The 20337-nt window shown below is 72.9% G+C and carries 18 protein-coding genes and 1 riboswitch; of the genes, 7 read left to right on the top strand and 11 right to left on the bottom strand.

Features of this window, described 5'->3' with window-relative positions:
* Nucleotides 1-7: 7 nt before the first annotated feature.
* From ACQBJO_RS02405 to ACQBJO_RS02395, 3 genes are all read right to left on the bottom strand, one after another.
* Entirely contained in the window at nucleotides 8-913 is a 906-nt protein-coding gene (locus ACQBJO_RS02405; protein WP_421008203.1) for a C40 family peptidase, read from the bottom strand.
* A gap of 2 nt (nucleotides 914-915) precedes the next feature.
* Nucleotides 916-1091: riboswitch (cyclic di-AMP (ydaO/yuaA leader) on the bottom strand.
* Nucleotides 1092-1207: 116 nt separating this feature from the next.
* Nucleotides 1208-1924 (bottom strand): metal-dependent transcriptional regulator, encoded by a 717-nt coding sequence (locus tag ACQBJO_RS02400; RefSeq protein ID WP_421008202.1) that lies wholly within the window; start codon nucleotides 1922-1924, stop codon nucleotides 1208-1210.
* Between the two features lie 7 nt (nucleotides 1925-1931).
* A complete protein-coding gene (locus ACQBJO_RS02395; RefSeq protein ID WP_421008201.1) occupies nucleotides 1932-3131 on the bottom strand; it encodes an MFS transporter in 1200 nt (399 codons plus the stop codon).
* Nucleotides 3132-3173: 42 nt separating this feature from the next.
* On the opposite strand from ACQBJO_RS02395, the gene ACQBJO_RS02390 reads away from it, so the two are divergent.
* Genes ACQBJO_RS02390 through ACQBJO_RS02380 form a run of 3 tightly spaced genes read left to right on the top strand, consistent with a single transcriptional unit; the run spans nucleotide 3174 to nucleotide 5957 of the window.
* A complete protein-coding gene (locus tag ACQBJO_RS02390) occupies nucleotides 3174-3914 on the top strand; it encodes a hypothetical protein (RefSeq protein ID WP_255185206.1) in 741 nt (246 codons plus the stop codon).
* Entirely contained in the window at nucleotides 3911-4651 is a 741-nt protein-coding gene (locus tag ACQBJO_RS02385) for an SDR family NAD(P)-dependent oxidoreductase (RefSeq protein ID WP_255185205.1), read from the top strand. The genes ACQBJO_RS02390 and ACQBJO_RS02385 overlap by 4 nt, the downstream gene beginning before the upstream one ends.
* 1 nt (nucleotide 4652) lies before the next feature.
* Nucleotides 4653-5957, top strand: a complete 1305-nt coding sequence (locus tag ACQBJO_RS02380; RefSeq protein ID WP_421008200.1) for a hydroxyacid-oxoacid transhydrogenase — start codon at nucleotides 4653-4655, stop codon at nucleotides 5955-5957.
* Nucleotides 5958-6158: 201 nt separating this feature from the next.
* On the opposite strand, the gene pdxH is transcribed toward ACQBJO_RS02380, so the two are convergent.
* From pdxH to ACQBJO_RS02365, 3 genes are read right to left on the bottom strand one after another with little or no spacing between them, the layout of a single operon-like run.
* Nucleotides 6159-6863, bottom strand: coding sequence for a pyridoxamine 5'-phosphate oxidase (gene pdxH, locus ACQBJO_RS02375; RefSeq protein ID WP_421008199.1), 705 nt, complete (start codon nucleotides 6861-6863; stop codon nucleotides 6159-6161).
* Between the two features lie 21 nt (nucleotides 6864-6884).
* Nucleotides 6885-8918: an acyltransferase family protein gene (locus ACQBJO_RS02370; RefSeq protein WP_421008198.1), complete on the bottom strand. Its 2034-nt coding sequence runs from the start codon at nucleotides 8916-8918 to the stop codon at nucleotides 6885-6887.
* Nucleotides 8915-10924, bottom strand: coding sequence for an acyltransferase family protein (locus ACQBJO_RS02365; protein ID WP_421008197.1), 2010 nt, complete (start codon nucleotides 10922-10924; stop codon nucleotides 8915-8917). Before ACQBJO_RS02365 ends, ACQBJO_RS02370 begins: the two co-directional genes overlap by 4 nt.
* A gap of 91 nt (nucleotides 10925-11015) precedes the next feature.
* On the opposite strand from ACQBJO_RS02365, the gene ACQBJO_RS02360 reads away from it, so the two are divergent.
* The 3 genes from ACQBJO_RS02360 to serC are packed head-to-tail and all read left to right on the top strand — an operon-like array spanning nucleotide 11016 to nucleotide 14226.
* Nucleotides 11016-12125, top strand: coding sequence for a citrate synthase 2 (locus tag ACQBJO_RS02360; protein WP_255185200.1), 1110 nt, complete (start codon nucleotides 11016-11018; stop codon nucleotides 12123-12125).
* A 5-nt stretch (nucleotides 12126-12130) separates the two neighbouring features.
* Nucleotides 12131-13045 carry an LppX_LprAFG lipoprotein gene (locus ACQBJO_RS02355; protein ID WP_421008196.1) on the top strand — a complete coding sequence of 305 codons (915 nt, stop codon included), beginning with the start codon at nucleotides 12131-12133 and terminating at the stop codon, nucleotides 13043-13045.
* A 59-nt stretch (nucleotides 13046-13104) separates the two neighbouring features.
* On the top strand, nucleotides 13105-14226 hold the full coding sequence (serC, locus tag ACQBJO_RS02350) for a phosphoserine transaminase (RefSeq protein WP_421008195.1): 1122 nt from the start codon (nucleotides 13105-13107) through the stop codon (nucleotides 14224-14226).
* On the opposite strand, the gene ACQBJO_RS02345 is transcribed toward serC, so the two are convergent.
* Nucleotides 14205-14366, bottom strand: a complete 162-nt coding sequence (locus ACQBJO_RS02345) for a hypothetical protein (protein WP_421008194.1) — start codon at nucleotides 14364-14366, stop codon at nucleotides 14205-14207. The two genes, serC and ACQBJO_RS02345, sit on opposite strands and share 22 nt — an antisense overlap.
* Here ACQBJO_RS02345 and ACQBJO_RS02340 point away from each other — a divergent pair.
* Nucleotides 14358-15722, top strand: coding sequence for a glycosyltransferase family 39 protein (locus ACQBJO_RS02340; protein ID WP_421008193.1), 1365 nt, complete (start codon nucleotides 14358-14360; stop codon nucleotides 15720-15722). The two genes, ACQBJO_RS02345 and ACQBJO_RS02340, sit on opposite strands and share 9 nt — an antisense overlap.
* Nucleotides 15723-15808: 86 nt before the next feature.
* Here the strand turns inward: ACQBJO_RS02340 and ACQBJO_RS02335 are convergent, their stop codons facing one another.
* The 4 genes from ACQBJO_RS02335 to ACQBJO_RS02320 all read right to left on the bottom strand — a co-directional run bounded on the left by ACQBJO_RS02335 (nucleotide 15809) and on the right by ACQBJO_RS02320 (nucleotide 20335).
* The gene (locus tag ACQBJO_RS02335) at nucleotides 15809-17092 is read right to left on the bottom strand and encodes an MFS transporter (protein WP_421008192.1); all 1284 of its coding nucleotides are present in this window, start codon (nucleotides 17090-17092) and stop codon (nucleotides 15809-15811) included.
* The gene (locus ACQBJO_RS02330; protein WP_421008191.1) at nucleotides 17089-17535 is read right to left on the bottom strand and encodes a MarR family winged helix-turn-helix transcriptional regulator; all 447 of its coding nucleotides are present in this window, start codon (nucleotides 17533-17535) and stop codon (nucleotides 17089-17091) included. The genes ACQBJO_RS02335 and ACQBJO_RS02330 overlap by 4 nt, the downstream gene beginning before the upstream one ends.
* Nucleotides 17536-17645: 110 nt before the next feature.
* Nucleotides 17646-19133, bottom strand: coding sequence for an NCS2 family permease (locus tag ACQBJO_RS02325; RefSeq protein ID WP_421008190.1), 1488 nt, complete (start codon nucleotides 19131-19133; stop codon nucleotides 17646-17648).
* Between the two features lie 275 nt (nucleotides 19134-19408).
* Nucleotides 19409-20335, bottom strand: coding sequence for a zinc-binding dehydrogenase (locus tag ACQBJO_RS02320; protein WP_421008189.1), 927 nt, complete (start codon nucleotides 20333-20335; stop codon nucleotides 19409-19411).
* Nucleotides 20336-20337: the final 2 nt, after the last annotated feature.

Genomic DNA, 20337 nt, shown 5'->3' with positions numbered 1-20337 from the left:
TCGGCGCTCAGACCCGGCCGTAGCCGGAGACGCCGTCGAAGATCGGACGGATCGAGATCGACGAGCCGGTGCGCGGCGAGTCGATCATCATGCCGTCGCCGACGTAGATGCCGACGTGCCACGACGGGGAGCCGAAGAAGACCAGGTCGCCGGGCTGCGGGCTGGACACCGGGGTGGCGGCGGCCTGCTGGGCGGTGGTCACGCGCGGGATGGACTTGCCGGCCTTGGCGAAGACGTACTGCGTGAAGCCGGAGCAGTCGAAGCCCGCGGGGGTCGAGCCGCCGTAGACGTAGGGGGTGCCGATGTACTGCTTGGCGATCGCGATGACGCCACCGGAGGTCGGGGCCGGCGCGGAGGGAGCCTGCGTCGGCTCGGGGGTGCTGGCCGGGGCCGGCGTGGTCGCGGGGGCCTGACGCTCCTGCGAGCGGCTGGCGGCGGCCTCCTCCGAGCGCTGCTCCTCCTGGGCCTCACGGGCCTGCTCGGCGCGGCGGGCCTCGGCGGCCTGCTCCTGCTCGCGCTGACGCTCGGCGGCGGCCTCCTGGCGGGCCTGCTCGCGCTCGGCGCGCATGCGCAGCTGGTAGGGGGTCGGGCCGGTCGGCTTGGCGACGGGCTCGACCTCGATCTGACCGAAGTCGGCGCTCGTGGCCTTGGCCGTGGCGGTCGTGCTCGGGGCCGTGACGGCGGCGGCAGCCGGGGCGGCCGGCGCGGCGGCGGCCGCGGGCGTGGCGTCGGCCTGCTCGACGGCGGGGGCGGCCTGGGCGGGGATGGCGATCGCGGCGACGAGGCCACCGGAGGCGGCGAGGACGGCCGAGCCCTTGGCCAGCGGGGTGCCGGTCTGGCTGATGACGGTGCCGATCTCGGCGAGGGGGTTGTAACGCTCAGGAGCGCGGTGGCGCCCGACGGAGTGAGACACGATGAATACCTCTGTCCCGCCTGCGAGGTCAGCTGTCGGGTTCGGGCGAGAGGTGCGGCCCGGTCCCGCGGCTCCGGACCGACCTAGCGGTCCGCGTACCGTGGGACTTCACCCCGAGGAGCATCCGCGATGCCCCATGAGTGGGTCCCCCGCTCCTGCCATGCGGTGAAGTGCAGCAGCCGTCGGTGCGGTGGCAGGACAAGGCGTCCGCGAGACGGATCCGCCCAGGGGAGGCGGACTCAGGAACCGTACCCGCTGATCACGAAAATGTCACACCGCGGTCACGGACTGCGCTCAGGAGGCGGACGCCGGCTCGACGAAGACGTGCATGGCGACGTCGCGCGGCAGCGAGACGGCGTCGCTGGCGGCGCCGTCTCGGGCGACGACCACCCGGTCCTCCTCGGGGGTGACGAGCACGATCTCGCCGGGGCGCAGCCGCGCCTCGGTGAGCAGCTCGAGCGCCTCGTGGTCGACCTGCGCGGGCTCGCCGATGCGGCGCACCCGGAAGGTCCCGGTCAGGCCCTCGTCGACGATGTCGGTCAGGCTGCTCAGGCCCTCGAGGTAGTCGTCGGCGGGCGCCTCGTCACCACCGGCGAGCAGCTCCTCGAGGCCGGGGATCGGCGTGCCGTAGGGCGACTCGCGGTGCTCGGGCAGCATGGCGAGGATCTTGCGCTCGACCCGCTCGCTCATGACGTGCTCCCAGCGGCAGGCCTCGTCGTGGACGTGCTCCCACTCCAGCCCGATGACGTCGGCGAGCAGTCGCTCGGCGAGCCGGTGCTTGCGCATCACCCGGGTCGCGAGCAGACGACCCTCGTCGGAGAGCACGAGGCGCCGGTCGTCGCCGAGGCTGACCAGCCCGTCCCGCTCCATGCGCGCGACCGTCTGCGAGACCGTCGGGCCGGAGTGGCCCAGCCGCTCGGCGATGCGGGCCCGCATGGGAGGGATGTCCTCCTCCTCGAGCTCGAAGATCGTGCGGAGGTACATCTCCGTGGTGTCGATGAGATCCTTCACGGCACCATCATGCCTTGCCCGCGCGAGCGCGGTCCGCCCGCGATACCCACACGCTCGTCCACGCCAGCCCGGTGAGGCCGGCGACCCCGAGGACGACCGCGGCGGCCGGCAGCGAGACGAGGGCGGTGACGGCGCTCAGCCCGAGCGATCCGCCGGCGTGGCCCACCTCGCCCATGAGCCGCCAGGCGCCGAGGAACTGCGCCCGGTCGCGGGTCGGTGCCGCGTCCGCCCCGAGCGTCATGACGATGCCGGACCCCAGTCCGTTGCCCAGGGACATCACGAGGGCCACGGCGAGCAGCTCCCCCTTCGTCCCCGCGAGGGGCAGGGCGAGGAAGGCCGCGGAGACCACCGACAGCAGCACCGCGACGACCCAGACCCGGCCCAGCCGGTCCATGACCCAGCCGCCCGGGTAGACGAGGAGCAGCTCGGCGACGCCGGCCGCGGCGAAGATCTGCGAGGAGTCGACGCCGTCGAGGCCGATGTGCACGGCCCACAGCGGCAGGATCACCAGACGCGACTGCCGCAGGGCCGAGATGACGGTGACGCCGATGCCCTGCGTGAGCAGCAGCCGCGCGTGCCGCCGGATGACGGCGAAGACCCTCGCGTGGTGGTCCTCGGCCCGGGCCCGCTCATGGTCACCGGTGAGGTCGGGCGCGGTGAGCACGGTGACCACGGAGCCGACGGCGAGGACGACGGCCACCCCATAGGCCCCCTGCAGGCCGAAGGGGGCGATCGCCACCGAGCCGACGACCGGCCCGAGGAGCAGCCCCGCGCGCATCGCACCGCCGAGCAGGGACATGCCGCGGGCGAGCAGGTGCTGCGGCAGGACGTCGATCATGTAGCCCTGCCGGGCGAGGAAGAAGGCCGAGGAGGCCAGCCCGGAGACGAGGAGGGCGAGCGCCATGAGCCACAGCGAGGGGGCCCACCCGGCGACGGCGAGCGCGACGATGTCGAGCAGGCCGGCGCGCACGAGGGTGGCCCGCTCGCCGATGCGGGCGACGAGGGCGCCGGCGGGCAGCACCCCGACGAGCTGCCCGATGCCCGTGAGCGAGACGACGAAGGCCGCCAGGCCCAGGCTCGCGCCGAGCTCGTCGGCCCGCAGGGCCGCGATCGGGACGACGGCTCCGCTCGCGGCGGCGGACAGGAAGGTGGGCCCGAAGGCGGGTACGGCGATGCGCCTCCAGCCGAAGGTCTCGCTCGCACTCATCCCCCTCATCCTCTCCCGGGGCACCGTCGCTAGGTTGGGGTGGTGCACACCACAGCCGAGACGACGACCGTTGCCCCGCTGCACGTCGGCCCGCCGGGGACCGGCAACGGCGGCTGGGTCTGCGGTCTGCTCACCGAACGACTCGACGACCTCGTCCCCGCTGAGGGGGACCTGACGGCGGCGACGGTACGCCTGAGCGCTCCCACCCCGCTCGGCAGTCCACTGCGGTGGGAGGTCGACGGCACCGTCGCCGACGGCCCCGACCTCGCGGTGCACCTCCTCGACGGCGAGACCCTGCTCGGCACGGCCCGTCGCACGACCGCCCCCGGCCTGGCAGTCCCCGCACCGGTCTCCCTCGAGGCGGCCAGGGCCGCGGCCGCCGAGTTCGACGCGAGCGGGCACCCCTACCCCGGCTGCTACGTCTGCGGGCCGGAGGCCGAAGGGGGTCTGCGCGTCTTCGCGGCGCCGGTCGCCGGCCGCGAGGACGTCCTCGCCGCGCCGGTGACGATCACCGACGAGGGGCTGCCTCCCGTGCTCGCCGCGCTCGACTGCCCGGGCGCCTTCGCCGTCGGCTTCGCCGACGGCCCGCTCCTGCTCGGCACCCTCACCTCGACGGTGGCCGCCGACGTCCCTCGTGGGCGCGAGCTCGTCGTCATCGCGTGGGAGACCGGTCGCGAGGGCCGCAAGCGCCACACCGGCACCGCCCTGCTCGACGGCGAGCGCGTCCTCGCGAGCGCCGCCGCCACCTGGATCGCCCCCGCACCACGACAGGAGTCCTCATGACCCGCCCCCTCGCCGTCGTCACCGGAGCCAGCGGGGGGATCGGCGCGGCCACCGCGCGGGCCCTGGCTGCCGCCGGCCACGAGGTCGTCTGCGCGGCCCGCAGCACCGAGGCGATCACCGCGCTCGCGGCCGAGATCGACGGCCGGGCGGTCACCTGCGACGTCACGGACCCGGACTCCGTCGCGGCCCTTGCGGCCGAGGTCGGCGACCGCCTCGACGTGCTCGTCAACAACGCCGGCGGCGCCTACGGCCTCGACCCCGTCGCCACGGGTGACGTCGAGGACTGGCGGGCGATGTACGAGGTCAACGTCATCGGCACCCTGCGCATGGTGCAGGCCCTGCTCCCTTCGCTCGTCGCGGGTGAGGGGATCATCGTCAACGTCGGCTCGACGGCGGGGCGCACCTCCTACGAGGGCGGCGCCGGCTACACCGCGGCCAAGCACGCGCTCGCGACGATGACCGAGACGATGCGCCTCGAGCTCGTCGACCAGCCGGTGCGCGTCACCGAGATCGCGCCGGGCATGGTGCACACCGAGGGCTTCTCGCTCACCCGCTTCAAGGGCGACCAGGAGCGGGCGGACAAGGTCTACGCGGGCGTCGCCGAGCCGCTCGTCGCCGAGGACATCGCCGACGCCATCACGTGGATGGCCACCCGGCCGCGCCACGTCAACGTCGACCTCATGGTCGTCAAGCCCCGCGCGCAGGCTGCCGCGCACAAGGTCCACCGGGAGAGCTGACATGACCGACCTGCCCACGCCCACCACGCCCGAGGCCGTCTTCACCTATGCCGCACCGCGGCTGAAGTTCGGCCCCGGCGCCGTCCGCGAGATCGGCCACGACGTCGCCGGGCTCGGCGGCCGTCACGTCCTCGTCGTCACCGACCCCGGCCTCGCCGCGACCGGCCACCCCGAGCGGGTCGCCGAGGCCCTGCGGGCCGCCGGCCTGACGGCCGAGGTGCACGACTCGGCCGCCGTCGAGCCGAGCGATGCCTCGCTGGCCGCCGCCGTCGAGAGGGCGAAGGGGGGTCCCCGCCCCGACGTCGTCGTCGCCGTCGGCGGTGGGTCGAGCATCGACACGGCCAAGGCGGTGTCCCTGCTGCTGAGCAACCCCGGCGAGCTCATGGACTACGTCAACGCACCGGTCGGCGGCGGGCGCGCGCCCGAGCAGCCGGTGCTGCCGCTCGTCGCCGTGCCGACGACGACCGGCACCGGGGCCGAGTCGACGACCGTCTGCGTCCTCGACGTGCTCGCGTCCAAGGTCAAGACCGGCATCAGCCACGAACGGCTGCGCCCCGTGCTCGCCGTCGTCGACCCCGAGCTGACCGCGACCCAGCCGGCGGGGGTCACCGCCTCGGCGGGCATGGACATCCTCTGCCACGCGCTCGAGTCGTGGACCGCGCGGCCCTACACGAGCTACGAGCACAAGAGCGCCGACCAGCGCGTGCCCTACTGCGGGTCCAACCCGATCTCCGACCTCTACGCGGAGAAGGCGATGCGGCTGCTCGCCGGCGCCTTCCGCGGGGCCGTCGCCGGGCAGGAGCAGGCGCGCGTCGACATGGCGCTCGCGGCGACCTTCGCGGGCATGGGCTTCGGCAACGCCGGGGTGCACGTGCCGCACGCCAACGCCTACCCGATCGCCGGTCGGGTCCACGACCTCGGCTCCGACTTCCGGCCGTGCGACTACGACGTCGACGAGGCGATGGTCCCGCACGGCATGGCGGTCGCCTCGACCGCGCCGGCGGCCTTCGCGATGACCTACGCGGCCGACCCGCAGCGGCACCTCACCGCCGCCGCTTGGCTCGACCCGCAGGGCCTGGACGCCGACGCCCCCGAGCCGGAGCGCCTCTCGGCCGTGCTGCGACGGCTCATGCGCGACATCGGCCAGCCCTCTGGCCTGGCCGAGATCGGCTACGGCGAGGCCGACATCGACGGCATCGTCTCGGGCACGATGCAGCAGCAGCGCCTGCTCGCCACCGCCCCGCGCCCCGTCACCGAGGAGGACGTCGCCGGCGTGGTCCGGGCCTCCATGCACCACTGGGGGTGACAGGGAGCCGGCCCGGGGTGGGGTGACGAGACAAGGGAGCGGGCGCAGGGTGGGGGTCGGCCCGACTCATGGGAAAGTCCGGACTTCCTGCGCTCCGCGAGATGCGGGGAGAGCGGTCCGGACTTTTCCTTAGGGCCACCCCCAGCCCTGTGCCCGCGACCGGTCGCCACCCCCAGCCCCGGGCCGGCGACCGGTAACCACTCAGGGCTGGAGGCGCTCGACCTGCCAGGCGTCCGGGACGTCGAGGCCGCCGTCGGCGACGCGCGTCCAGCGGAAGCGGTCGTGGAGCCGGTCGCTGCGCCCGGCCCACGCCTCGACCTCGTCGCAGACGATCCGCCAGCCGCCCCAGAAGTCGGGGCGCGGCACGTCCTGCCCCGCGAAGCGCTCCTCGACCTGGGCCCAGGCCCGGTCCAGCGACTCGCGGCCCTCGATCGGCTGGGACTGGTGCGAGACCCACGCGCTCAGCTGCGACCCGCGGGGGCGCTGCGCGAAGTAGGCGTCGACCTCCGCCTCGGCGACGAGCTCGGCCCGCCCGCGGAAGCGGACGGCACGGAACATCGCCGGCCAGGTGATCGTCGCGGCGATGACCGGGGTGGCCTGCAGCTGGCGGCTCTTCGTCGAGTCGAGGTTGGTGACGAAGCCCGGGCCGCGGCCGTCGAGGAAGCGCATGAGCACCGTGCGCACGTCCGGTCGCCCGTCGGGGTCGACGGTCGCGACGGCGAAGGACAGCGGCTCGGGCACGTCACCGCGGGCGGCCTGGCGGGCCCGGGCGGCGTCGATCCACGACGTCACCAGCGCGAAGGGGGCACCCGGCACCTCGGTCTCGGCCAGCCCCTCCCCGGAGTAGTCCACGTGGTCCGCCGCGGGCGGTGTGCGAGGGATCATCCCGTCGGGCGAGGCGCTCATGGCCGCCAGACTACGACCGCCCTACGAGCGCGACGCCTCGACCACCCTCGGGGTCAGCCAGGTCCAGACCATGGCGGCCCCGGCGGGCGAGAAGTGGACCGTGTCGGAGTAGAGCGGCACGCCCTTGATCTCCTCGCGGTAGCCGTCGCCGCACAGCGGCTCCCAGAGGTCGAGGACCTGCCGGTCGACCCCCTTCGTCCCTCGTGACCCACCCTCGCCGCGCGCCCAGTCGCGCACGACGTCGTTGACCCAGCCGACATTGGCCGGGTCGGAGATCGGGCCGGCGAACTGCCGCAGCGAGGGGTCGAGCTTGTCCGGGTCGACCTCGCGGCAGGGCATCGTCGCGACCTGCACGTGGGTCACGCCCGCCTCGTGGGCGCGCCGCTCGATCTCGTCGAGGGTCTCGGTGACGAGCGCGGCGTGCTCGTCCGAGCGTGAGCCAACCGTGCGGCCGTCGACCTCGTGCTCGCCGATGAGCTGCGGCCCGGGCAGGACGAGCAGGTCGGTGGCGCCGGCCTCCTCGACCTGCTGCGGCCAGTCACGGCGCCACTCGTCGCAGGACTCGTCCTCGGGCATCGGGGAGCCGTCGGCGAGCAGCGGGGCGTCGACGAGGTCGCAGCCGATGCGCGAGAGGTTGGTCATCGTCACGCCGGGGTGGTCCTCGGCGCGCCAGCCCTTGCCGAGCGAGACCCCGACCGAGTCGCCGAGCAGCGCCATGTCGACCGGCGGGTCCGCCGGCGCCGGGTCGGCGTCGGCCGCGACGAGCGGCGGCACCTCGAGGTCGGCCTCGCTCACCGGCCGGGTGAAGACGAAGCCCGCGAGCACGGCCACGACGGCGACGGCGGCGACGGGGACCGCCCACACCGGCGCCCCCCGGCGGCGGGCCCTGCGGGCGGCGCGGCCGGAGCGGGCGCGTGGTGCTGGCCGCAGCGCGTGCGGCAGGAGCGCGCCGAAGCCGTGCTGCAGCACCGGCACCTCGAGCCAGCGGAAGGACGCGTAGGCGACGCCGACGGTCACGGCGAGCTGCGCGAGCACCGAGACCACGAGGGGCAGCGGGTCGAGGAGCGGGCCGAGCCAGAGGTGGATCGGCCAGTGGTAGAGGTAGAGCCCGTAGGTCATCTGGCCCAGGAGCACGGCCGGCCCCCAGCTCGCGACCCGGTTGATGAGCAGCGGCCGCGGGTCGGTCGCGGCCAGGCCCATCATCGCGGCGCCGACGGCGAAGAAGAGCATGCCGCCGCTCGTGAAGAGCCACTCGCTGCGCGGCCCGACGACGACGAAGGCCGAGAGCGAGACGAGGAAGCCGACGAGACCGATGGCCTGCGTGACCCCGGCCGAAGGGCGCCGCCCCAGTCGTCCGCGGTGGTCCCGGCCGAGGAGCGCGGCGACGACCGCACCCACGAGCAGGGCCTGCGCGCGGGTGTCGGTGCCGTAGTAGAGCCGGGCGAAGTCGACGCCGGAGCGGGCGAGGTGGGCGGTCCACGCGGCGGAGGCGAGAGCGAGCGCGGCGAGGGCGACGACGCGGGCGGTGCGGCTGGTGCGCCACACGGCGAAGAGCACGAGCACGAGGAGCGGCACGAGCAGGTAGAACTGCTCCTCGACGCCGAGGGTCCACGCGTGCCGCAGCGGCGAGGGGTTGCCCACCTGCTCGAAGTAGGCGTCGTCCTGGCTGATCAGGCGCCAGTTCTGCACGAAGAAGAGCGAGGCGAGCACGTCGCCGGCATCGCGGTGGCGGTTCGCCGACCCGGCGAAGAGGCTCGCGACGAGCACCGCGGTGCACACGGCGACGAGCGCCGGCAGCAGCCGCTCGGCGCGGCGGCGGTAGAAGCGCAGGACGTCGATGCCACCGGTGCGGGCCCGCTCGGAGATGAGCAGCCGGGTGATCAGGTAGCCGGAGAAGGCGAAGAAGTGGTTGATGCCCACCCAGCCGCCGACGAGGAAGGTCGCGCCGAAGTGGTAGAGCAGCACGAGGGTGACGAAGAGCCCCCGGTAGCCGTCGAGGGCAGCCAGTCGCTGCTCCCCCGTCGACGTCTTCAGGGATGCGGTCAGCGCCCTCATGACCGGGCCCGCACGTAGTTGCGGCTCACCTGGCCGAGGACGTGCTCCCAGATCATCGGGGTCGCCTCGGGCGAGAAGTGGAGGTAGTCGTTGAAGACCTTGATGCCGCCGATCTCCTCGGGGTAGCCGTCGGAGCACAGGGCACCGTGCAGGTCGACGACCTGCACGTCGTCGTGGGAGTCGGCCCACTGCTCGACGAGCCGGTTGATCCGCTTCGGCTCCTTGTACTCCTTGACGATCGCGGGGTTGGAGTCGAAGACGACGCGGAACTCCTCGGGGATGGAGTCCTTGACCGGCTTGCGGCAGGGGACGTTGACGATCTGCACCTGCGTCGCACCGGCGTCGAGCGCCTGGCGGCGCAGCCGGTCCCAGCGCGAGCGGATGAGGTCGAGGTAGGCCTTGTCGTCGAGCCAGAGCCGCTCGCCGTCGACGATGTGCGGTACCGCGAGCAGCGGCGAGGCCCAGATGAGCAGGACGTCGTCGCCGTTGCTCTTGAACTCCTGCGGCCACTCCTTCTTCATGGCCGTGCACTTCGGCTCGTTGCCCATCTGGAAGCCCGGGGCCCAGCTGATCGGCTCGGAGAGCAGGTCGCAGCCCTCGCGGGAGTAGTTGTCGAGGGTGACGCCGGGGAAGGTCTCCTGCGGGAAGCGGTCGACGAGGAAGAAGGGCACCGAGTCGCCGAAGACGCCGATCCGAGCGGGCTTGCCCTCGCGGTAGGAGGGCTGCCCGCCGACGATCTTCGGCGGCGGACCCTGCGGCACCGCGACGGTCGGCTCCGCGGGTGCGGTGGGGGCGCTGCTCGCGACGGCGAGCCCGGCGCCGGCGAGCAGGACGACCGGCAGCAGGGTCGCGACGACCGGGGTGCGCACCGACGGCAGCAAGCCGCGGACGCCGCGCTTGATGACCGGGCGCTCGACGTACTGGTAGGACAGCTGGGCGATGCCGATCGTCAGCACGGCACACAGGACGAACTCGATGATCGCGTTGTCGGTGAGCCGGTCGTTGCCGACGGCCAGCCAGATCGGCCAGTGCCACAGGTAGAGGCCGTAGGAGAGGCGGCCGGCGTGGGCCAGCGGCCGCCAGCCGAAGATCGCGTGCACCCAGCTCGGCCGCTCGTCGACGCAGGCGATGACGAGCAGCGCGCTGCCGAGCGCGAAGAAGAACATGCCGCCGAGGTTGAACATCCAGCCCGAGTAGGGCCCGACGACGACGAAGGAGAAGACGCTCGAGACGACGCCGACCACCCCGGCGACGGCGACGACCGGCCGGGAGAAGGACGGCAGCGCCCCGCTGCGCCCGGGGGCGAGCCACACGCCGAGGGCGGCACCGATGAAGAGGGCCTGGGCGCGGGTGTCGGTGCCGTAGTAGACGCGGGGGTAGTCGCTCGCGTCGTGGAAGCCGACGACCGCGGTCCACACCGCGCTGGCGACGGCACCGGCGAGCAGCACGAGGGCCATCCGCCGGCGCGTGCGGGCCCAGAGCATCAGACCGAGGATGACGAAGGGGACGAGGACGTAGAACTGCTCCTCGATCGCCAGGGTCCAGGCATGACGAAGGGGGGACTCCCCTCCCTTCGTCCCGAAGTACTGGTCACCCTCGGCGATCAGCCGCCAGTTCATGACGTAGCCGAGGGTGGCGAGGACGTCGCCGCCGATCTTGCGGCGGACCGCGTCGTCGGCCCACAGCACCGCGTAGACGAGGACGAAGGTCAGGACGAGGAAGAGCCCGGGCAGGAGCCGGCGGGCACGGCGCCGGTAGAAGGCCCAGACGTCGATGTCACCGTGCTGGACCCGCTCCTCGACGAGCAGTCGGGTGATGAGAAAGGCCGACAGGACGAAGAAGAGGTTGATGCACACCCACATGCCGGCGAGCTGGTCCACCCCGAAGTGGTAGGCCATGAAGCAGAGCATGAAGAGCCCTCGCACCCCGTCGAGAGCCGGGCTGTACCCGAGGCGTGAACGCACCACCCGGAGCTCCTCGTCGATCGTCTGCGTGGCCCCGGGCATGCTACCGGCTGGTTGCCCCGGGATCGTCCTGTCGTCGGGAACGTGCAGAATGGCCCTGAGATCACCTTGCGCACGAAGGAAGGCCACCGAGATGACTGACACCGAGGTCAAGCACGGGCTGGAGGGCGTCGTCGCCTTCGAGTCGGAGATCGCCGAGCCGGACAAGGCCGGCGGCAACCTGCGTTATCGCGGGGTCGACATCAACGACCTGGTCGGCAAGGTCTCCTTCGGGCGGGTCTGGGGCCTGCTCGTCGACGACAGCTTCGACCCGGGCCTGCCGCCCGCCGAGCCCTTCCCGCTGCCGGTCCACAGCGGCGACATCCGCGTCGACGTCCAGTCGGCCCTGGCCCAGCTCGCGCCGCTGTGGGGCTTCAAGCCGCTCCTCGACATCGACGACACCCAGGTCCGTGACGACCTGGCCCGCGCCTCGGTCATGGCGCTGTCCTTCATCGCCCAGTCGGCGCACGGGCAGAACTCCGCGATGGTCCCGCAGGCCCGCGTCGACGAGGGCAAGAACATCGTCGAGCGCTTCATGATCCGCTGGCGCGGCGAGCCGGACCCGAAGCACGTCGAGGCCATCGACGCCTACTTCATCTCCGCCGCCGAGCACGGGATGAACGCCTCCACCTTCACCGCCCGCGTCATCGCCTCGACCGGCGCCGACGCCGCGGCCTGCCTCTCCGGCGCCGTCGGCGCGATGTCCGGCCCGCTCCACGGCGGCGCCCCCTCGCGTGCCCAGCACATGATCGAGGGCGTCGAGCGCACCGGCGACGCGACGAAGTACGTCAAGGACGCGCTCGACCGCAAGGAGCGCCTCATGGGCTTCGGGCACCGCGTCTACCGGGCCTACGACCCGCGCGCCGCCGTCCTGCGCGACACCTGCAAGCGCCTGGGCGCGCCCCGCTACGAGGTCGCCCTCGAGCTGGAGAAGGCCGCGATCGCCGAGCTCGCGGACCGCTACCCGGACCGCAAGATGGAGACCAATGTCGACTACTGGGCCGCGGTCCTGCTCGACTTCGCCGACGTCCCCGGCGAGATGATGACCCCGCTCTTCGTCTGCGCCCGCACCGCCGGCTGGGCCGCCCACGTCCTCGAGCAGAAGCGCACCGGTCGCCTCATCCGCCCGAGCAGCAACTACATCGGCCACGGCCCGCGCGCGATCACTGAGGTCGCCGGCTACGACCAGCTGCCCGGCGCCTGAGCCGTATGCGACGCCACTCCCCCGCCCTGACGCTCGCCCTCGCGGCCGCCCTCACCCTCTCCGCGTGCGGGGGTGACGGCGGCCCCGGGCCGACCGCCGGGACGGGGGGTGACAGCGTCTCCAACTCCTCGACGCCGACCCCCGGCGGCGGCAAGGACAGCACCCCGGGCGGCTCGAGCACGAGCTCGCCCCGCTCGACCTCCGGCTCCACGACGAGCTCCGACGCCGACTCCGACGAGCCGACCCTGTCCAACTCGACGAAGTCCTCGAGCACCTCGTCGTCGACCTCGACCGACACCGGCGCCCCCTTCGACGCCGCGGAGTTCACCGACCGCCTCGAGGCGGCGGTGGACGCCAACCCCACGGTCAAGATCGACGTGACGGCCAAGATCGCCGGCCAGTCGCAGGCCTCGGCGACCGGTGTGCAGGACCTGTCCGCCGACTCCCTCGACATGGACGTCTCCCTCGCGGGGCAGCAGCTGGGCTACCGGCTCGTCGACGGGCAGTACTACCTCGCCCAGCCCCCGAAGTGGGTCAAGGTCGACGAGGGCTCGACCAACCCCCTCGTCAAGACGACCATCGACCAGGTGCAGATCCTGTCGATGCGCCGCCAGCTCGACGCCTTCGTCGCCGGGGTGGAGAAGGCGGGCAACAAGGGCACCGAGGACGTCGGCGGCGTCTCGACGACCCACTACACGGCCACCGTCGACACCGCGACGTCGTTGCGCGAGCTCGGCATGAAGCCCGCCCCGGGCGCACCCGAGACGGTCATCTACGACGTGTGGCTCGACGAGGACGACCTCATCCGCCGGATGGAGTTCACCCTCAACGGCGCGACCGCCCGTCTTCTGGCCTCCGAGTGGGGCGAGCCGGTCTCGATCACCGCGCCGAGCGGCTCGGAGCTGGCCAAGACCCCCTGACCGCACGGCATCTGGGACCGGGTGGCAGCCGCCGCGCCCGGTAGGTCAGACTCGGGCCCGTGAGCGACGCGATCATCATCCCCGACGAGCGCAAGCCCCGCGACGGCCGCTTCGGCTCCGGCCCCTCGCTGGTGCGCCCGGAGCAGCTGGCCTACCTGCAGTCGATCGCCGGTGACATCCTGGGCACCTCCCACCGGCAGGCGCCGGTTCGCGGGCTCGTGCGCGACCTGCGCGAGGGCCTGACCGAGCTCTTCTCGCTCCCCGACGGCTACGAGGTCGTCCTCGGCAACGGCGGCTCGACCGCCTTCTGGGACATCGCCGCCCTCGGCCTGGTCCGCGAGCGTGCCCAGCACTGCGTCTTCGGCGAGTTCTCCGGCAAGTTCGCCGCGGTCACCCGCCGCGCCCCCTTCGTCGCCGACCCCGACGTCCGTACGGCCGAGCCAGGCGGGCTGAGCCTCCCCGAGGCGGTCGCGGGCGTCGACACCTATGCGTGGCCGCACAACGAGACCTCGACCGGGGTCATGGCGCCGGTGCAGCGCCCGGCGGGGGCCGACGACGGCGCCCTCGTCCTCGTCGACGCGACCTCCGGCGCCGGCGGACTGCCCGTCGACATCGCGCAGACCGACGCCTACTACTTCGCCCCGCAGAAGTCCTTCGCCTCCGACGGCGGCATCTGGTTCGCGATCATGAGCCCGGCGGCGCTGGCCCGGGCCGAGGAGATCGCCGCCACCGACCGGTGGATCCCCGACTTCCTCTCGCTGACCGCCGCGATCGACAACTCGCGCAAGGACCAGACCCTCAACACCCCGGCCGTCGCCACGCTCGCCCTCATGGCCGAGCAGGTGCGCTGGATGCTCGCCTCCGGCGGCCTCGACTTCACCACCGCCCGCACGGCCGAGTCCTCCTCGCGGATCCACGACTGGGCGACGAAGGGAGAGCACACGCACCTCTTCGTCACCGACCCCGCGGCCCGCTCCCAGGTCGTCACGACGGTCGACCTCGACGCGTCCGTCGACGCCGCCGCCGTCGCGGCGACCCTGCGGCGCAACGGCGTCGTCGACATCGAGCCCTATCGCAAGCTGGGGCGCAACCAGCTGCGCATCGCGACCTTCCCCGCCGTCGACCCCGACGACGTGTCGGCGCTCCTCGACTGCATCGACTACGTGGTGGAGCGGCTCTGACCGCTCGCCTCCGGGCCCGACACCTCCTCCTGCTCGCCGCGAGCGTCGTCGGTGCCCTGACCATCGGCTGGCGGCTCGATGCGGCGCACCTCGCGGGCGACGAGCTCTACTACCACCAGGCCGCCGTCGGCATGCTCCACGGCGACTGGCTGGTCAACGCGCAGCACCCACCGCTCGTCAAGCAGCTCATGGCGGTGGCCCAGCTCGTCCTCGGCGACACCCGCGTCGCCGCCCGGCTGCCCTCCGCCGTCGCCGCCTGGGTCACCGGCCTGCTGCTGGCGGTCCTCGTGTGGCGGACCGGCCGACCGGGTCGCTGGAGCGCCGCCGCCGGGATCGGCACCGCGCTGCTGTGGTGGACGCTGCCCTTCGACCCGGCGCGGGTGGCCACCCTCGAGGCGGTCACCTGCGCGCTCGTCGTCGCCGCCCTGCTCGCGTGGGTGCTCGCGACGACCGGCCGCGACCCGCGGTGGCTGCTCGTCGGCGGCGCCCTGGCCGGGCTCGCCGGGGCGGCCAAGCTCACCGGCGGCCTCGCGCTCGTCGGGCTGCTGCCCGCGGCGCTGCTCCTCGCCCGTGACCTCGGCACCCGGCGGGTCCTCCCCTTCGCCCTCGGGTCGGGGGTGGCGGCGGCGGTCGCCTGGGTCTTCACCTTCGTCCCGATGGAGGGCGATGCGCTGGCGGCGATGACGACGCCGGTGATCTTCCAGCTCGGGCACGCCGAGGCGGGGCACGACGTGCTGCTCGCCGGCACGACCTATCGCTATGCCCCGGCGTGGGCGTCGGGGTGGCTCTTCGTCGACGCGCTCGGCCCGCTGGCGGCCGGTGGGCTCACCCTCGCGGCGCTCGTCGGGGTGCTGCGGCACCCGCGGACCACGGCGCCCGTGGCGGTCACGCTCGTCGCCCTCGTCGCCGCGCTGAGCAGCTCGCCCGTGCAGCTCTCGCACTACCAGTTCGCCTGGTGGCCGCTGTTCGTCGCGCTCGCCGGTGCCGGGCTCGCGCCGCGCCGCACTCGCCGGGGCCCGACCCGTCCCCTCTGGCAGGGCGCCGCCGCGACGCTCGCCGTGCTCGTCGCGCTCACGCCCGTGGCCCGCCTGTCCGTCGACCACGTCCGGGACGTCGCCGCCACCCGCACCTCGGGGCTGCTGCTCGCACCGCACCTCGTCGACCGCGAGATCGGCCGCGGCGCACCGCTCGTCATCTGGGCGGACCCGTGGACGACCCGCACCGCGCTGCCCGACCAGCGCCTGACGACGCGCATGCCGCGCAGCCTCGCGCCGCGGGCGCTGCTCGTCGACCGGCAGTGGGCCGGGCGCGAGGGCAAGGAGCTCGGCCTGTGGCTGGGCTGCCGACCGGTGCCCTATGCCGAGCACGACCTCGGCGAGGTCATCGTCTACGTCCGCGAACGCGAGCCGCGCGCGGGCGAGGTCGCAGGCCCGCTGTGCGGCCCGCTGCTCGACGCGCCGGCCGATGCCCGTCCGGCGCCGGGCGACGTGCCGTAGGCAGGCTCAGAGGAAGGCCGAGAGGACCGCGACGAGGACGAGCGAGCCGAGCACGAGCCAGGTCATGACCCGGCGAAACCGCGGGGTCATCGGGCGGCCTCGGGGACGTCGTGGGTCGGGGTCGAGAGCACCCGCACGCGCGGGCGGCGCTGGCTGGAGTAGGTCACCTCGACATTCTCGTGCCGACCGAGCCAGATCGACACCACGACGAGCGTGATCCCGACCGCGGCCGCCCCGATGCCGATCGTCCAGCGCGGGCCGAGGACGTCGCCGATCCAGCCGATGATCGGGGCGCCGAGCGGCGTGCCGCCGAAGAAGATCGCCATGTAGAGGGCCATGACCCGGCCACGCATCGTCGCCTCGGTGCGCATCTGGACCATGGCATTGGCCGTCGTCATCGCCGTGAGCGCGGTCAGGCCGCACGCGGCGAGCGCGACGGCGAAGGTCGCGTAGGTCGGGGCGAGGGCGGCGCCGGTCGCGGCGAAGGTGAAGCCGACGAGCGAGAGCAGCAGCACCCGCAGGCGCGGCTCGCTGCGGCGGGCGGCGAGGAGCGCGGCGCTCAGCGAGCCGATCGCCATGACCGAGCCGAGCAGGCCGTACTCCTCCGCACCCTTTCCGAAGACCTGGGTCGCCATGAGCGCGATGGTGATCTGGAAGTTCATGCCGAAGGTGCCCAGGACGAAGATCAGCACCATGACGAGGACGATGTCGGGGCGACCGCGCACGTAGCGCAGGCCCTCGAGCGCCGACCCGCGGCCGGTCACCCGAGGCGCCGGGGTCAGCTCGCTCGCCCGCATCGACAGCAGCGCGATGATCACGGTGACGAAGGACAGCGAGTTGACGAGCAGCGCCTGCCCGGAGCCGATGCCGGCGATGACCAGACCCGCGACGGCCGGGCCGATGAGCCGGCCGAGGTTGAAGGAGGCGCTGTTGAGTGCCACGGCATTGCTCAGCCGCTCGCGCGGCACCATCTCGGAGACGAAGGTCTGCCGCGTGGGGTTGTCGAAGGCGGTCGCGATGCCGGTGACGAGGGCCAGCAGGTAGAAGTGCCACAGCGCTGCGGTGCCGGTGACGACGAGGAGACCGCCGGCGAGCGCGGCGAGGCCGAGCGCGGCCTGGGTGATGAGGAGCAGCACCCGCTTCGGGTAGCGGTCGACCACCGCTCCGGTCCACGGCGCGAGCACGAGCATCGGCAGGAACTGCAGACCGGTGACGATGCCGAGCGCGCTCGCCGAGTGGTCGGTCAGCTCGGTGAGGACGACCCAGTCCTGCGCGACGCGGCCCATCCAGGTGCCGACGTTGGAGATGATCGCGCCGAGGGCGTAGATGCGGTAGTTGCGGATCGACAGGGAGGCGAAGGTCGGGCTCATCGGGCCGCGATCCCCCGCAGGATCGTGGTCGCGGCCTGGAGCGTCGCCTGGTCGGCCCCCGACAGCTCGGCGACCCGCTCGGTCATCCACTTGTCCCGGCGGCGGCGGGTCTCGGTGAGGGCCTCGCGCCCGTCGGCCGTCAGCTCGACGAGGACCCGGCGCCCGTCCTCCGGGTCGTCGTGGCGCTCGACGAGCCCCTCGTCGGCGAGGCAGCCGACGGTGCGCGTCATGCTCGGGGCCGAGACCTTCTCGATGTCGGCGAGGGCCCGCGGGGTCAGGGGGCCGTCCTCGAGCCGGGCGAGGACGGAGAACTGGTGCGGCGCGATGACGTCGACGCTCTCGAAGCGGACCCGCCGGCTGATCCGCATGCACGCCAGTCGCAGGTCCTCGCTGAGCGCGCTCACCCCGTCGTCACCCAGCTGGGCCACCTCGTGATCTGCCACGGCTCTCCCTTCGTCCGGACAACAAGTTAGCACAACTCATTACCTGTGCTAACTAAATGGTCAAAAGGAACCCTGCAGGACCCTGGGGTCCTGCAGGGTTCGAAGGGGGGTCACTCGACGCCGAGGATCCCCTTGATCGGGTCGATGCCGAAGTAGAGGACGAAGAGCGCGGCGACGAGCCACATCAGCGGGTGGATCGTCGCGGCACGACCGCGCACCACCTTGATGAAGACATAGCTGACGAAGCCGGCGCCGATGCCCGCGGTGATCGAGTAGGTGAAGGGCATGAGGATGATCGTCAGGAAGGCCGGGATGGCGATCTCGAGGTCGTCCCAGTCGATCTCCTTGACCTGCTGCATCATCAGGAATCCGACGAGCACCAGGGCCGGGGTCGCGGCCTCGTAGGGCACGACCGCGACGAGCGGCGACAGGAAGGTCGCGAGCAGGAAGAGCACGCCCGTGACGACGGAGGCCAGGCCCGTACGGGCGCCCTCGCCGACACCGGAGGCGGACTCGATGTAGCTCGTGTTGGAGCTGACCGACGCGGCGCCACCGGCGACCGCGGCGATCGAGTCGACGACGAGGATCTTCTGGCTGTTGGGCGGGTTGCCCTCCTCGTCGAGCAGGTCGCCCTCGGCGCCGACGGCGACCATCGTGCCCATCGTGTCGAAGAAGTCGGCGAGCAGGATCGTGAAGACGAGCAGCGCCGCGGAGACGATGCCGATCTTGTCGAAGGAGCCGAGCAGGTTGAAGTCGCCGAGGAGGCCGAAGTCCGGGGTCGCGACGAGCGAGCTCGGCAGGCTCGGGACGTTGAGGCCCCAGCCGGTCGGGTTGACCAGCTCGCCGGCCTCGTTGGTCTGGCCGCCGATGTCGAAGACCGCCTCGACGACCATCGCGAGGATCGTCGTGCCGAGGATGCCGTAGAGGATCGCGCCCTTCACCCCGCGCACGTGCAGCGTGATGATGATGAAGAGGCCGATGACGAAGACGAGGAGCGGCCAGCCGGCGAGGAAGCCGCCGACGCCGAGCTCACCCAGGGGACCCCCTTCGGCCTTGCGGACGAAGCCCGCGTCGACGAGGCCGACGACGGTGATGAAGAGACCGATGCCGACGCTGATCGCGGTCTTCAGCTGCGGCGGGACCGCATGGAGCACCGCCTTGCGGAAGCCGGTGAGGACGAGCAGCAGGATGATCAGGCCCTCGAGGACGATCAGGCCCATCGCGTCGGCCCAGGTCATCTCCGGCAGCTTGGCGATGCCGAAGGCGACGAAGGCGTTGAGCCCCAGACCCGCGGCGAGCGCCAGCGGGTAGTTGGCCACGACACCCATGAGCAGCGTCATGACGCCGGCGACGAGCGCCGTGCAGGCCGCGACCATCGCGAGGTTGGGGCCGTCACCGCCACCGAGGAAGCCTCCGGTCGAGTCCTCCTGGGTGCCGATGATCAGGGGGTTGAGCACGACGATGTAGGCCATCGTGAAGAAGGTGGCGAAGCCACCACGGACCTCGCGGCTGACGGACGAGCCGCGTTCGGTGATCTTGAAGTACCGCTCGAGAGCGGAGCCCTCCGTCGAGGCCGGTGCTGCAGCAGGGGTGCTCATGGCCGCACATCGTATTCTCGAGCGTCAGGGCCGTGCACACCCCGTCCGTCGCACGACGCGTCGACGTCCGACATCCGGGGTCGCACAGCCCCTGCACGGAGCGGTCGCGCAGCGCGCCGATCCACATCCTCGCGCGCTGCAGGCCCACTCGGCGCTCCGCTACGCGCGGTGGCCGCGAGGTGATCGCCGAACACGTGGCGGCGGCTCGACGGCAGCCTCGTCGCCTTGCGGGCCCACCTCGATGGCTGACCCGGCCGGCGAGGGATGCCTCCGGCTCAGCGGATGTCGACGATGACCTTGCCGTGGGGGCTCGCCACCTGCGCCTGCCAAGCGGTCGCAGCGTCCTCGAGCGCGTAGTGCGTCGTCGGCATCGACAGGTCGACCTCGGTCGACAGCTGGAGCAGGCGGTGCCAGATCTGTTCGCGCTCGGCGGGTGTCCGCTGACCAGTGCCGATGGTCGTCAGGGTGCGGAAGAGCAGCGCACCCGGCCCGAGCGTGACCTGGCGGCCGGCGAGGGTGCCGGCGTTGACGATGCGCGCGCCCCAGCGAGTGGCGACGATCGCCGCCTCCAGGGGCGCTCCGTAGACGAGGTCGAGCACGGCGTCGAAACCGTCGCCGCCACTCGCGTCGCGCAGCCGCGCGGCATCGTCCTCGCCCGTCAAGGTGACGACATCGTCGGCGATGCCGGCCGACTTGAGGTCGTCCAGCGCATCCGCATCCCGAGCGGCCGCCACGACCCGGCCCGCGCCGAAGTGGCGGGCCAGCGGGAGCGCGATGCGACCGAGCGCACCCGTGCCGCCGACGACGAGCACGCGGTCCCCCACCTCGATCCTGGTCGCCTCGAGGGGCAGCAGCGCACCGGTCCCGGCGATGGCCATGGTGATCGCGGTCGCATCGTCGACACCGTCCGGCACCTCCCAGACCTCGGGCACGGGCACGACAGTGCGCTCGGCCAGCGCGCCGAAGGGGAGGACCGAGCGCTCGCCGAAGTAGACCCGGCGTCCGTCCTGGTCGCGCCCCACCCCTTCTCCCCGCACGACGCAGGGGAAGTCGACGGACTCGCGATAGGCACCGACGACGTCCCAGCCGCCGAGCCCGGCGGTGTCGACGTCGATGAGGACGGCACCCGTCTGCTCCGACGGCTCCTCGTGGTCGACGACCACAGGGGTGCCGCCGCGCTCTTGCAGGACTGCTGCTCGCATGT

It is taken from the genome of Janibacter zhangyanbonis (genome assembly GCF_050507325.1).
Lineage (GTDB): Bacteria > Actinomycetota > Actinomycetes > Actinomycetales > Dermatophilaceae > Janibacter.
The sequence above is the reverse complement of the archived record's forward strand: the minus strand, read 5'-3'. Positions and strand labels throughout refer to the sequence as shown.